Genomic DNA, 12,794 nt, shown 5'->3' with positions numbered 1-12,794 from the left:
GGCCTGCTCCGGCACGCCGATCGCCGATCCGACCCTGCCACGCAGGCGGTTGGTACCGCGCTGCCCGGAGCGTCTCTCGTCATTCGACGTTAGCCGTATCACTTTCTATCAGAACCGTGGTACTGTGCGAACACCTCGTCCATTGTATGAGAGTACATCTCCCGAACAATCTGCAGGAGGGGTCACGTCGATGACCTACGACTTCATTTATCAATCGCTTCCGATGAGGGTCCGCTTCGGCCCCGGTGCCCGCAGCCTGCTGGCCGAGGAGCTCGACCATCTCGGGCTCCGGCGCGTGCTGGTGCTGTGTTCGCCCGGGCAGGACGATGTCGCGCAGCAGATTGCGGACCTGTTGGGTGACCGCAGTGTCGGTCTGTACCCGCACGCCGTCATGCACGTTCCGGCCGAGGTCGCCGAAAAGGCCACCGCCACCGCGGCCGACCTCGGTGCGGACGGTTGTGTCACCGTCGGCGGCGGCTCGGCCATCGGCCTCGGCAAGGCGATCGCCCTCAAACACGGATTGCCGATCATCGCCGTACCGACCACCTACGCCGGCTCGGAGATGACGCCGGTCTGGGGCTTGACCACCGACGGCCGCAAGGAGACCGGACGGGACCAGGCAGTCCTGCCCCGCAGCGTCGTCTATGACCCGGAATTGACCACGACACTGCCCGCCGCCATGTCGGTCACCAGTGCGTTCAACGCGATGGCGCACGCCGTCGAGGGCCTCTATGCACCCGATACGAGTCCCATCGTGTCGTTGCTCGCCGAGGAAGGCGTCCGCGCATTGGCCGCGTCGCTGCCCGGGGTGGTCGCCGATCCCACCGGCCTCGATGCGCGCAGCGAAGCCCTCTACGGCGCCTGGCTGTGCGGCGCCACCTTGGGCGCCACGACGATGTCGCTGCACCACAAGCTGTGCCACGCGCTCGGCGGGACGCTGAATCTGCCGCACGCCGAAACACACACGGTGGTCCTTCCGCACGCGCTGGCCTTCAACGAACCCGAAGCGCCCGCCGCAGTTGCCGCGCTGTGCCGCGCGCTGCCCGGCAATGGCGCACCGTCGTCGCGGATCTGGCGGCTGTCGCGCGAACTGGGGGCACCCGCCTCCCTGGCCGAACTCGGCATGACCGAGGACGACATCGACCGCATCGTCGACGAGGTGACCGCCCGCCCGTACGGAAACCCTCGACCCGTCACTCCTGATGCGGTCCGTGAACTGCTGCGCGCGGCCTGGGCCGGAGATCGCCCGGCCGGCCACTGACCCCATCCACCTACAACCACGATCGAGATCACCATGACCGACACCGTTGCCGCCCCCACCACCACCATTCCGACTCCCGGCCCTGAGCAGGACGCGGTCGAAGAGCGACTGACCCGCAACGTCCTGCAGTCCTTCGCCGAGTGCAAAGATCCACGTCTGACCTATCTGATGCAGGCTCTCGTGCGTCATACCCATGCGTTCATCCGGGAAGTGCGACTGACCGAATCCGAGTGGAACACGGCAATCGAGTTCCTCACCGAGGTCGGCAACATCACCGACGACCGCCGACAGGAGTTCATTCTGTTGTCCGATGTGCTCGGGGCATCCATGCAGACCATCAATGTCAACAACGAGGCGGTCGGCGACGCCACCGAGGCGACCGTCTTCGGGCCCTTCTTCGTCGACGACGCTCCACGCATCGACAACGGCGGCGACATCGCCGGCGGTGCAACGGGCCAACCGTGCTGGGTCGAGGGCACCGTCCGCGACCTCGACGGTGCGCCCGTCCCAAACGCCCGGATCGAGGTGTGGGAAGCCGACGACGACGGCTTCTACGACGTCCAGTACGGCGACGATCGCGTCAGCGGTCGAGCACATCTGTTCAGCGACGACGAAGGCGGCTTCCGATTCTGGGGACTGACCCCGACGCCGTACCCCATCCCTCACGACGGCCCAGTGGGCAGAATGCTCGCCGCGACCGGACGCTCGCCGATGCGGGCCTCACATCTGCATTTCATGGTGTCGGCCCCGGGGCGGCGCACACTTGTCACCCACATCTTCGTCCGTGGCGACGAACTGCTCACCTCCGACACCGTCTTCGGCGTCAAGGAATCGCTCGTCAAGGACTTCGTGCCACAGGGCCCGGGCACACCCACACCCGACGGCCGCGACCTGAACGGATCTGACTGGGCCCGCGCTCGCTTCGACATCGTGCTCGCCCCTGACCGCTGACCTCCGACCGCTGACCTCTGACCGCTGACCTCTGACCCCCGACACAACTGAAACAGACTGCACCACTACAGAAGTAACCACCTCTCTGCAAACAGCCCACAACCGGGAACCGGAAGCATCCGACCCGGCAGGAGAAACTCATGTCCAACACCGCCCCCTCTCTCACGGCAAGCGGAGTAGCGCTGCCACCCTTGCGTCCCGGACCGCACCAACGCCGCATGGACCTCATCGCGGTCGTGGCCACGTTCGGCGGCCTGCTCTTCGGCTACGACACCGGCGTGCTCAACGGCGCACTCGAGCCGATGAGCCGGCAACTCGGCCTCACCGCCGTCACCGAAGGGCTGGTGGTCAGCACCCTGCTCGTCGGTGCCGCGATCGGCTCGGTGCTCTGCGGCCGGATGAGCGACGTCCTCGGCCGCCGCAAGACCATGATCATCCTGTCGATCATCTTCTTCTTCGGAACCCTCGGCGCAGTCGCCGCCCCCAGCCTCGAACTCCTGCTGCCGGCCCGATTCATCCTCGGCCTCGCCGTCGGCGGTGCATCGGTCACCGTGCCGATCTACCTGTCCGAGCTGGCGCCCGCCGAACGTCGCGGCACTCTCTCCGGGCGCAACGACCTGGCCATCGTGATCGGTCAACTCGCAGCGTTCGTCGTCAACGCCATCATCCACGCGGTGTGGGGCGAACACGACGGTGTGTGGCGAATCATGCTCGCGGTCTGTGCGATCCCCGCGGTCTGCATGTTCATCGGTATGCTCCGGATGCCCGAATCCCCACGCTGGCTCATCTCCAAGGGCCGCGACGACGAAGCACTCGCAGTGCTCTCGCAGGTACGCACCCAAGATCGCGCCCGCGCCGAGATGGCCGAGGTCGAAGAACTCGCCGAAGAAGAGCGCGAATCGCAGACCGGTGGTATCGCCGACCTCGCCATCCCGTGGGTGCGGCGCATCCTGTTGGCCGGTGTCATCATCGCCGTCGGCCAACAGCTGACCGGCATCAACTCCGTCATGTACTACGGCACCGACCTTCTCAAGACCGCCGGATTCAGCGACAACGCCGCGCCCATCGCCAACATCTTCATGGGAGTGGCATCGGTCGTCGGCGGTGTGCTCTGCCTGTTCGTGGTCATCGAACGCGTCAGTCGCCGCCGTCTGATCATCTCCGGACTGATCGGTGTCACGATCTGTCACGCCCTGATCGTCGCGTCCACCCTGGTGGTGCCGGACGGCAAGCTGCAGGCCTATGCCGTGCTCGGTTTCGTCGCACTCTTCGTGCTCGTCATGCAGACAACGCTGAACATCCCGGTGTGGGTGTGTCTGTCGGAATTGTTCCCGTTGCGGATGCGCGGGTTCGGTATGGGGGTGTCGGTTCTGATCGGATGGTCCACCAACGCCATTGTGGGACAGGCTTTCCCCACTCTGGTTTCCATCGGCGGGATCACCGGGACCTACACCGTGTTCTTCGTGGTGTGCGCGATCATGACGTTCCTGACCTACAAGACGCTGCCCAACACCAGCCACCGGTCACTCGAAGAACTCGAAGAATCGTTCGCACGCGGCGATTTTCGCTGACACCGCACATCCACCTCAAGGAGTCACCATGAGCATCATCGTCGCCGTGACCGATACCGCTGAAGGCGCCCACGCTCTGCACGAGGCCGTCACCGAAGCGCGTCGGTTCGACACCGACGTCGTCGCCGTCAACCTCACCCTCACCAAACTCGATGCATCCGAGATCGTCACCGACACCGCCATCACGGTTGTGGATCGACTCGGCCGTGACGAACGCGACCCCGTCGACGCCGTCCTGCACGAGATCGACCGGTTCCAGCCCAGCCGTCTGGTGGTGGGTGTCAAGCGCCGCAGCGCCGTCGGAAAGGCGGTACTCGGATCGATCAGCCAACGACTGATCCTGCGCAGCCCGATCCCGGTGCTCGCGGTCAAACTCGACGAGGGGAAAGACGCCGTCTAGGCATCCGGCCGGCGCCGCCAGGAGTTCAGCGCTGCGCGGCGCCGGCCACGTCTGTGACGATCCGATTCGCCAGCTCCTCCGACGACCCGGGATTCTGCCCGGTGTACAGATTTCCGTCGACGACGATATGCGACCGCAGCGGGATCAGCACCTTGGAGTACTCGACACCCGCCTCCCGGAGCATGTCCTCCAGTAGCCATGGCGCCTTGCGCGCGAACAGGTTGAGCAGCTCTTCGCGGTTGTCGACCCGATAACCACAACACTTCTCGTCGGATACACGTGGCACGCCACGTGTATCCGACGAGAAGTGTTGTGTCTACGGTCTCGTCACATCTGAGCGCGGTTACGGACCATGACGTTGCGCCGATTCGACTCTAGTGCCGCCCAGTTCGGTACGCTGGCCGCGGCGAGGTCGCCTTCGACGGCGAGGGCGGGCCCGGTTGTGGCGCCCCATCCGGCGTCGTAGATCTGTTTCACCGAACGGAGTATCCCACCGTCGGTGTCGGCGATCCGGTGCGCAATCTCCACGGCACGATCCACCAAGCCGTCGTGAGCGACGACCTCGGTCACCAGCCCGATACGCAGCGCCAGCTGTGCGTCGACGACCTCTCCGGTGAAGGACATCCGTCGCGCCCAGCCGGGCCCGACACGGTCGGGCAGTCGAACGGTCATCCCGCCGCCGGGCAACACGCCCACCCGGGCGTGGGTGTCGGCGAACACGGCGCGTTCACCGGCGATCAGGAAATCGCAACCGAGTGCGATCTCGAGCCCGCCGGTGAACGCCGCGCCGTTGACGGCACCGACAACCGGGGTGGCGAGCTCACCGACGAGACGGATGCAGTTCGCCTCGTGAACGGCATCGAGATAGTCCGGGCCATCGGCGGCCAAGCTCTTGAGATCCAGTCCCGCGCAGAAAGCCGGATCTGCGCCGGTGAGCACGATGACCCGGACGGCCGGGTCCGCGTCGAGTTGACGCAGTGCGGAACTCAGCCCTCGGGCGAGATCCAGACTCAACGCGTTGCGCGCGTCCGGCCGATTGAGGGTCACGAGTGCGACGGTGTCTCGCACATCCACAAGAAGCGGTTCGGTCATCACGCGTCACCTTCGATAGCAGCGGTTCTGGAGAATCGTGGCGAGCATATCGGCATCCGACCCACGATCCGGCGATTCCGCCATCAGTCCCGGTGACGCGTGACGGTCGGCGGCTAGGACGCTCGGAAATACGGCCGGTACTTGCGCTTGGCCTCGACGATCTCCTTGGCCATCGACAGCGCCACGCTGACGACATCGACTCCGGTCACCGCGGATCGGTTCAGGACCTCGCGGACGGTGTCCGCGATGGCATCCACACGCTCTTCGAGGCCGTGCTCATCGTCGCGGAGTTCGGCCTCCACCGCGATGAGTCCGCCGGCATTGGCGACGAAGTCCGGGACGTGGACGATGCCTCGTTCGTGCAGATCCCGAGCGAGCCGGTCTTCGCTGAGCATGTTGTTCGCCGCGCCGACCAGCGCGGAGGTCCGCAACCGCGAGACCGCCGGTTCGTCGATCACGCCGCCGCCCGCGCAGGGAGCCACCACATCGACCTCGGCGAACAGAACCTCGGCGAGGTCGGCCCCGGTGATCCCGAGCTCGTCGACACCGCGCCGCACCCGGGCCGGATCGATGTCGGCTCCGATCACCTCGGCGCCCGCATCGGACAGCATCCGGGCAACGTGGAACCCGACATTGCCGAGCCCCTGGATCGCCACACGACTACCGGCGACCGCCTTTCCGTCGCACGCCTCGAGAGCGACCTCGATACCGCGCACCACACCGCGGGCAGTGAAGTAGGACGGATCGCCGCGCTGAGCCGACACCACCGGCACATGGCGTCCGATCAGTTCCAGGTCGCGCACCGACGTGCCCATGTCCAACGCCGGAATGTATCGACCATTCAGCGCCGCAATATATTTGGCATGTGCGACCAGCACTTCGTCACGATTCGCGACGCGCGGGTCCGCGTTGATCACGCTCTTGCCACCGCCGAGCGGCACCCCCGCCAGCGCGGCCTTGTAGGTCATCGCCTGAGCGAGGTCCATCGCATCTGCCACAGCCGCCGCGCGGGACGGGTACTGGCGCATCCGCACGCCGCCGAGGGACGGCCCGAGGGTCGTATCATGCACGGCGATAATCGATTCCAGGCCTGCTTCGGGGTCCCGACACAGGACGAGCTGTTCGAAGTCGCGTTCATGGAGTTCGTTGTGCAGGTCGTTTGCGGCGATGGTTGTCGTCATGGCGCAGGACGCTATGACCCCTTCGACAGGCCACACAAGGAGTTCGCGTCAACTGGCCGGCAATACGCAAATCTTTGCCGCGAATGCGACCAGTTCGATAAATTGTTGCGCATGGTCGATCTCGACGACGTTGATCTGGCCCTGCTGGCACTGCTGTCCGAGGAGGGTCGCGCCACCTTCTCGGATCTGGCTGCTCGCGTCAATCTGTCGGTCGCGGCCACCAAACGACGTGTCGACCGTCTCCGCGCGCAGCGCGTGATCACCGGGTTCACCGCAACGATCGACCAGACCGCACTCGGCTGGCCGGTGCAGGCCTTCACCGAGGTTCGCTACGTGGGCACCTCCCAGCCGGACGAGATGATGCAGGCGATGACCGAGATCCCCGAGGTCGAGGCCGTGTACACCATTGCCGGCGACCCGGACATGCTGGTCAAGGTGCGCGCTCGCGATCACAGCCATCTGCAACAGGTCATCAACCATCTCCGACGTGGCGGCAAGGCCACCGGCACGAAGACGATGATCGTCCTCGGTTCCTGGCATCGATAGGGGCGAGCCGCGACGGTGGGTGGAGACGCGAACGCCACCACCCGATCCCCGAGGAACCTCCGAGCCCGCAAACACCACCACCCGATCCCCGAGGAACCTTCGAGCCCGCAAACGCCACCACACCGATCTGAGTCCCTGAGCGACGAGCCTCCGAGTACCCGATCCCTGAGGAGCCTCCGAGCCTGCAAACGCCACCACACCGATCCCCGAGGAACCTCCAAGCCCGCAAACGCCACCACCCGATCCCCGAGGAACCTCCAAGCCCGCAAACGCCACCACACCGATCCCCGAGGAACCTCCAAGCCCGCAAACGCCACCACCCGATCCCCGAGGAGCCTCCGAGCCTGCGAGGATGCGTCACGAAGGGCGCCCCTTCGTGACGCTCGCAAGCTCGCTCCTCAGGGAGCGGGGTGGGCTCGCACGCTCGCTCCTCAGGGAGCGGGGTGAGCTCGCCAGCTCGCTCCTCAGGGAGCGGGGTGGGCTCGCACGCTCGCTCCCCAGGGAGCGCGGTGAACTCGCACGCTCGCTCCCCAGGGAGCGCGGTGAACTCGCAAGCTCGCTGCTGAGAAGCGGCCCCTTCGTGACGCTTCGCTCGTTCCTCGCGAGGCTCCTCAGGGGGCGGGGTGAGCTCAAGCTCGCGGGAGGCGGTCGCCGCTCAGGGAGCGGGGTGAGCTCAAGCTCGCGGGAGGCGGTCGCCGCCCAGAGAGCGGCAGCAGCCCGTCAGGGAGCGGGGAGGCGGTCGCTGCTCAGGGAGCGGGGCCAGCTCGACCACCGGGGAGCGCCCACCCTCGAAATGGCCGCCCCGACGCAAAGATCCGTCGGCAAACGGGGACAGCGCGACAAATTTTGCGTCTTCGCCTCGATTTCGCTCCGATGACTGGCGTGTTCCAGATCACACTGCTTGCATAGCGAGCACTGCCGACACGCGACTGACGGGGCGAGGGCACCGCCCGCGGAACCTATCCGCTTGACCCGCCAGACCACCCGTGCGTGCGCGTCGGCAGCCAGATGCGCACTGCGCGAATCGAACTCGCATTGAGGAGAAAGCATGCCGGGAACTGGCATATGGCGGACGAAGTCGGTCGAGCAATCGATCGCCGAGACCGACGAGCCACGAAGTCGGTTACGCAAGGACCTGACCACCCGCGATCTGACGACCTTCGGCGTCGCCGTCGTGATCGGCGCCGGCATCTTCACCCTGACCGCACGCACAGCCGGTGACATGGCGGGACCATCGGTCTCCCTGGCCTTCGTCCTCGCCGCCGTCGCCTGCGGCCTGGCGGCCCTCTGCTACGCGGAGTTCGCCTCGACCGTCCCCGTCGCGGGTAGCGCATACACGTTCTCGTACGCGACGTTCGGCGAGTTCATCGCCTGGATCATCGGGTGGGATCTGGTCCTCGAGTTCGCCTTGGCCAGTTCGGTTGTGGCCAAGGGCTGGTCGCTCTACCTCGCCGATTTCCTCGGCGCCGCGACGACCATCAAAATCGGTGGCGTCAGCCTCGACTGGGGTGCGGTGCTGATCATCGGCGCGATCACCCTGACCCTCGCCTTCGGCGTGAAACTGTCATCCCGGGTGTCAGCGATCATCACCGCCATCAAGGTGGCGGTGGTATTGCTGGTCATCGTGGTCGGCGCCTTCTTCATCAACGCCGACAACTACCACCCGTTCGTCCCGGCAGGCGAAGCGACAACCGGCGGCGGGGCCGGCCTGCACCAGACACTGTTCTCGGTGCTCAGTGGTTCAGACGGCAGCAACTACGGTTGGTACGGCCTGCTGGCGGCAGCGAGCATGCTGTTCTTCGCGTTCATCGGATTCGATGTCGTGGCCACCACTGCCGAGGAGACCAAGAATCCTCAGAAGTCCATTCCGCGCGGCATTCTCGGGTCGCTCGCGATCGTCACGGTCCTCTACGTCGCTGTGACCGTCGTCCTGACGGGCATGGTCAACTACCAGCAGCTGCGCACCGGAAGCCCCCTGGTCGGAGACGGCAGCGCGACACTGGCCACGGCGTTCGAGTATCACGGCATCACGTGGGCCCAGACCGCGATCAACGTCGGCGCCCTCGCCGGACTCACGACCGTCGTGATGGTGATGATGCTCGGACAGACGCGGGTCCTGTTCGCGATGTCGCGTGACGGACTCGTTCCGCGCCCGTGGGGCGCAACGAACAAGTCCGGCAACCCGATCCGCATCACCATGATCGTGGGAGTGGTCGTCGCCGTCATCGCCGCACTCTTCCCGATCGAGACGCTCGAGCAGATGGTCAACATCGGCACGCTCTTCGCTTTCGTACTGGTGTGCGCCGGCGTGATCGTTCTGCGCCGCACCCGACCCGACCTCAAGCGAGGCTTCCGGGTCCCCGGCAGCCCGATCGTGCCCGGTCTCGCCATCGCCGCATGTGTCTGGCTGATGATCAATCTGTCGGTGGAGACCTGGATTCGCTTTGCGGTCTGGATGGTGCTGGGCATCATCATCTACCTCGTCTACGGCCGGCGGCACTCGGTACTGGGCCGACGGTTGAGCAGGTCCGGTGGTGCGCCGACGAGCGATGAGCCGTACGCAACTGCCGGCGCGCAGCCCACGCAACCACAGCAGGTCTCGGTCGGCGACTGATCAGATGGTCCACCCGGTACGCGACCCCGCTCCCACTGATGAGCGGGGTCGCGTGCTGTGGTCTCAGCCGATCAGTGAGTCGATGATCGCGATCGATTCGTCGACGACAAAGTACGTGACGTGCTCGGTGCCCGACGATCGCGGAACGAAGTTCATCTCGGGCGGCGGGATCTGCGACCCGTCGACGAGCGACATCGATGTCGTGTTCACCACCAGATCGTTCGCCTCTCCCATCAACGGGTCGACGACGTCGTCGGCCAGCCGTTCGAGCAGTCCGAGGGCCGGCTCCTGCGGAATTGTCACCGCCGAGGGCTCGAAGTCCGTGACCACGGTCAGGTAGACCGACCCGCCGGGGCGAGGCTGAATCCGATTGAGGCGCCGGAGAAAATCCGACCCCGGCACCATCGCGGCGAGGCCGGGTATCTGATCTTCACTCACCGCCGTGGTGATGAGCGCTCGCACAGGCCCGAGTACGAGGGTCACCACCACCCGCGTCGCCTCGGCCACGATGGGCCCGCCGAATTGCCGGGCGACGCCGACGGCGAGCGTCGTGTACAGGTCGAACAGTGTCGACCAGTTCTCCTTGCGCGCCAACAGGGTCCCATCGTTCGGGCCGGCAACCATGACGAGCTTGCCCATGACGATCTTCCCGGGCATACCCACCAGCTCGATGGCACTGCGTGCGACGAGCGCACCTCGACTGTGGGTGAGGATGTCGACGTCGACGGTGTCGACATTCAGCCGACCCAGGAGCGCGACCAATTCCTGCCCGTTCTGTTCCGGGTCCTCACTGAGTGTCCGGTGGGTGAAACCGATCACCGCGTCATAGCGCTCCAGCGCCGTGGCCACAACGGTGTTGTTCAACCCACCACCGATCAGGCCGAATCCGGTTGTGGTGGTGGCGAACGTGCCGTGCACCAGGAGAAGAACTCTCGCGCCGGTTCGCGCCAGCCGGAAGTCTTCCGGCGGCAGCTGTCTCCAGGTCCGGGGATCGACGTGGGTGATGCTCACCAAACCCGGCTTCACGACCTTGGATTCGACGAAGCGCACGATGTCCCCGGCGTCGGGCAGATGGAACGCGAGCACGCGCAGGCCACCACCGGCGTCCGCGCGATCGGCCGACCGGAGCGCAGACACCTCTGGCGGCGCCGCGGGCGAAAACGTCGCAAGTGTTCGCACTCCGCTGATGTGTTCGGCATCGATCGGGTCACCGCTCGACGTCGACCACCAGAAGCACCCATCCCGCTCGTACAACAGCACGTCGTGTGGATTCGAGGAGCGGACGGTCACAACAGATTCCGGCCTACCTGTCGCCTCGGTGGTCAGAACCACATTCGGCGACACCGAGACCGTGACGGCGTGGGTGACTCGAATCTCGTCGGATGCCGCGAGCGAGGCGACGAGCGGATCGTCGCCGGGGACCTCGTCGATGGTGACGTCCTCGGCCGACCACTCGTCGGGAAGGCTCACGACGAGGTTACCGTGCGGGATTGTCGGCATCAATCCTCCTTGCTCACAAGACCACCCGGCCACGTCGCGCAAGGCGTGCGTGTGTCACCTCACCGTATCCGCCGCGATTGCGGGGCGGGGCGGGTTGCGTGGGAATCACACGACGCAACCTCGTGTGCGGCGTCGACCGCCCGGCGCGAGAAGCTCAACCAGGATGCGCCGAGTCGACTGACCGCGGATCCACCCGACCCTCCCACATGATCGGGTCCTCCTCCGGGGAGGGTAGGTCGAGCCCCAGAGCTGCCATGTGCGGCAGGACGCGGTCGATCACCGAGTTCAGATCGGCGAGCTGCTCGGCATCGAGCGCATCGAAGATCAGTCGGTGCGCCTCGTCGCTGTGGCGCGGCGCCGCCGACCGTACCACCTCCATGCCGGCATCGGTGAGCGTCACCGACACCGCGCGCCGATCGGGGCTCGACGGCGACTTCGTCCGCCGAACCCACCCGCGACGCTCCATCGCGGTCACCGAGTGCGACATACGGCTCTGCTCGCTCTGCGCGAGCACCACCAGGCGCCTCATCCCGATGGTCCGATCAGCGGCCTCGGAGAGGCGGAACAGGATCATGTACTGCGAATGGGTGAGCCCGCTGTCGCGACGAAGCTGAGCGTCGAGAGCATCGTCGAGCAGCATGGACACCGTCAGGAACCCGCGAAAGGCCCGTTGTTCGGCCGGAGTGAGCGCCATGGGCCTCAGCGTAACAACTTGTTGAACTTTCATGGACCTTGCCGTACGATCAATTTAAATGAAGATTCATTGAAAATAGTTCGTGACATCCGAAGGACCTCCATGACCGCCACACACCCACCATCGACGATGCCGTTCGCCTTCCTCGGTCACGGCAGTCCGATGAATGCGATCGAGCACAACCGCTACACCCAGGCGTGGGCGGAGTTCGGCCGGTCCGTCCCGCGGCCGCGGGCCATCCTGGTGATCAGCGCCCACTGGTACATCAACGCCACCGCCGTGACCGCGATGTCCCGGCCACGCACCATCCATGACTTCTACGGATTCCCGCGCGAACTGTTCGAGTTCGACTATCCGGCACCGGGTTTGCCGGACCTCGCGGGCGAGGTGGCCGAGGTCGTCAAGCCGACCTGGGTGGGCAGCGACACCGACAGCTGGGGTATCGACCACGGCGCCTGGTCCGTTCTCGCCCATGCATTTCCGGACGCCGACATCCCGATCGTCCAGCTGAGCATCAACGGTGAGCGCGATCTGGGCTATCACTTCGACCTCGGCACCCGACTCGCACCGCTACGCGACTCCGGGGTGCTGATCCTCGGCAGCGGCAACATCGTGCACAACCTGCGTGCCGTCGACTTCGCGCGGCCCGAGAACGGCTACGACTGGGCCCAACGTTTCGACGACGCCGCCCGCGAGGCCATGCTCGGCGATCCCACCGCGTACCCGGCCCTGGCGGGACACCGCGACTACGCGAAAGCCGTCCCGACGCCCGATCACTTCCTGCCGTCGGTCTACCTGGCCGGCCTGAAGGCCGCCGCGTCCTCCGACGGCGACGCGGCGACCACGGTCCTCGTCGACGGATGCTCGTACGGGTCGCTGTCGATGACGTCCTACGCGGTGAACTGACGCCAGCGTGATGCCGCGCTCGCACACCGCGGCGCCGGACTTCCGACGAGAGCCGACCGATAGCTCTGAAACGGCCAG

Annotated in this window: 12 protein-coding genes; 7 read left to right on the top strand and 5 right to left on the bottom strand. The window is 65.9% G+C overall.

What is annotated here, in order from left to right; all coding sequences use genetic code 11:
* The first annotated feature begins 190 nt into the window (after positions 1-190).
* From AC4AMJ_RS00900 to AC4AMJ_RS00885, 4 genes are all read left to right on the top strand, one after another.
* Positions 191-1,261: a maleylacetate reductase gene (locus AC4AMJ_RS00900; RefSeq protein ID WP_489916699.1), complete on the top strand. Its 1,071-nt coding sequence runs from the start codon at positions 191-193 to the stop codon at positions 1,259-1,261.
* Positions 1,262-1,294: 33 nt separating this feature from the next.
* The gene (locus AC4AMJ_RS00895; protein ID WP_489916697.1) at positions 1,295-2,212 is read left to right on the top strand and encodes an intradiol ring-cleavage dioxygenase; all 918 of its coding nucleotides are present in this window, start codon (positions 1,295-1,297) and stop codon (positions 2,210-2,212) included.
* A 140-nt stretch (positions 2,213-2,352) separates the two neighbouring features.
* Positions 2,353-3,783, top strand: coding sequence for a sugar porter family MFS transporter (locus tag AC4AMJ_RS00890; protein WP_489897458.1), 1,431 nt, complete (start codon positions 2,353-2,355; stop codon positions 3,781-3,783).
* A gap of 28 nt (positions 3,784-3,811) precedes the next feature.
* A complete protein-coding gene (locus tag AC4AMJ_RS00885) occupies positions 3,812-4,183 on the top strand; it encodes a universal stress protein (RefSeq protein ID WP_489916695.1) in 372 nt (123 codons plus the stop codon).
* 25 nt (positions 4,184-4,208) lie between these two features.
* Here AC4AMJ_RS00885 and AC4AMJ_RS00880 read toward each other — a convergent pair whose 3' ends face one another.
* The 3 genes from AC4AMJ_RS00880 to AC4AMJ_RS00870 form a co-directional block, all read right to left on the bottom strand.
* The gene (locus AC4AMJ_RS00880) at positions 4,209-4,469 is read right to left on the bottom strand and encodes a hypothetical protein (RefSeq protein WP_489916693.1); all 261 of its coding nucleotides are present in this window, start codon (positions 4,467-4,469) and stop codon (positions 4,209-4,211) included.
* Between the two features lie 41 nt (positions 4,470-4,510).
* Complete coding sequence (locus tag AC4AMJ_RS00875) at positions 4,511-5,275, bottom strand: enoyl-CoA hydratase (RefSeq protein ID WP_489916691.1); 765 nt, start codon at positions 5,273-5,275, stop codon at positions 4,511-4,513.
* Between the two features lie 113 nt (positions 5,276-5,388).
* A complete protein-coding gene (locus AC4AMJ_RS00870) occupies positions 5,389-6,456 on the bottom strand; it encodes a Glu/Leu/Phe/Val family dehydrogenase (RefSeq protein WP_489897462.1) in 1,068 nt (355 codons plus the stop codon).
* Positions 6,457-6,567: 111 nt separating this feature from the next.
* Here AC4AMJ_RS00870 and AC4AMJ_RS00865 point away from each other — a divergent pair, with 111 nt between their 5' ends.
* Both AC4AMJ_RS00865 and AC4AMJ_RS00860 read left to right on the top strand, forming a co-directional pair.
* Positions 6,568-7,002 carry an Lrp/AsnC family transcriptional regulator gene (locus AC4AMJ_RS00865; protein ID WP_489897463.1) on the top strand — a complete coding sequence of 145 codons (435 nt, stop codon included), beginning with the start codon at positions 6,568-6,570 and terminating at the stop codon, positions 7,000-7,002.
* Between the two features lie 1,048 nt (positions 7,003-8,050).
* On the top strand, positions 8,051-9,616 hold the full coding sequence (locus AC4AMJ_RS00860) for an amino acid permease (RefSeq protein ID WP_489897464.1): 1,566 nt from the start codon (positions 8,051-8,053) through the stop codon (positions 9,614-9,616).
* A gap of 63 nt (positions 9,617-9,679) precedes the next feature.
* On the opposite strand, the gene AC4AMJ_RS00855 is transcribed toward AC4AMJ_RS00860, so the two are convergent.
* Positions 9,680-11,116 carry an esterase/lipase family protein gene (locus tag AC4AMJ_RS00855; RefSeq protein WP_489916689.1) on the bottom strand — a complete coding sequence of 479 codons (1,437 nt, stop codon included), beginning with the start codon at positions 11,114-11,116 and terminating at the stop codon, positions 9,680-9,682.
* A gap of 154 nt (positions 11,117-11,270) precedes the next feature.
* A complete protein-coding gene (locus tag AC4AMJ_RS00850) occupies positions 11,271-11,810 on the bottom strand; it encodes a MarR family winged helix-turn-helix transcriptional regulator (protein ID WP_489897466.1) in 540 nt (179 codons plus the stop codon).
* Between the two features lie 102 nt (positions 11,811-11,912).
* Between AC4AMJ_RS00850 and ygiD the strand changes: the two genes are divergently transcribed.
* On the top strand, positions 11,913-12,716 hold the full coding sequence (ygiD, locus tag AC4AMJ_RS00845; RefSeq protein WP_489916687.1) for a 4,5-DOPA-extradiol-dioxygenase: 804 nt from the start codon (positions 11,913-11,915) through the stop codon (positions 12,714-12,716).
* The last annotated feature ends 78 nt before the right edge of the window (positions 12,717-12,794 follow it).

It is taken from the genome of Gordonia sp. LMA484 (assembly GCF_058129505.1).
This window is presented reverse-complemented; position numbering and strand designations above follow the sequence as displayed.

Coding starts and splice junctions, on each gene's coding strand:
- AC4AMJ_RS00900 (WP_489916699.1), top strand. CDS start 191: ATGACCTACGACTTCATTTATCAATCGCTTCCGATGAGGGTCCGCTTC.
- AC4AMJ_RS00895 (WP_489916697.1), top strand. CDS start 1,295: ATGACCGACACCGTTGCCGCCCCCACCACCACCATTCCGACTCCCGGC.
- AC4AMJ_RS00890 (WP_489897458.1), top strand. CDS start 2,353: ATGTCCAACACCGCCCCCTCTCTCACGGCAAGCGGAGTAGCGCTGCCA.
- AC4AMJ_RS00885 (WP_489916695.1), top strand. CDS start 3,812: ATGAGCATCATCGTCGCCGTGACCGATACCGCTGAAGGCGCCCACGCT.
- AC4AMJ_RS00875 (WP_489916691.1), bottom strand. CDS start 5,275: ATGACCGAACCGCTTCTTGTGGATGTGCGAGACACCGTCGCACTCGTG.
- AC4AMJ_RS00870 (WP_489897462.1), bottom strand. CDS start 6,456: ATGACGACAACCATCGCCGCAAACGACCTGCACAACGAACTCCATGAA.
- AC4AMJ_RS00865 (WP_489897463.1), top strand. CDS start 6,568: ATGGTCGATCTCGACGACGTTGATCTGGCCCTGCTGGCACTGCTGTCC.
- AC4AMJ_RS00860 (WP_489897464.1), top strand. CDS start 8,051: ATGCCGGGAACTGGCATATGGCGGACGAAGTCGGTCGAGCAATCGATC.
- AC4AMJ_RS00855 (WP_489916689.1), bottom strand. CDS start 11,116: ATGCCGACAATCCCGCACGGTAACCTCGTCGTGAGCCTTCCCGACGAG.
- AC4AMJ_RS00850 (WP_489897466.1), bottom strand. CDS start 11,810: ATGGCGCTCACTCCGGCCGAACAACGGGCCTTTCGCGGGTTCCTGACG.
- ygiD (WP_489916687.1), top strand. CDS start 11,913: ATGACCGCCACACACCCACCATCGACGATGCCGTTCGCCTTCCTCGGT.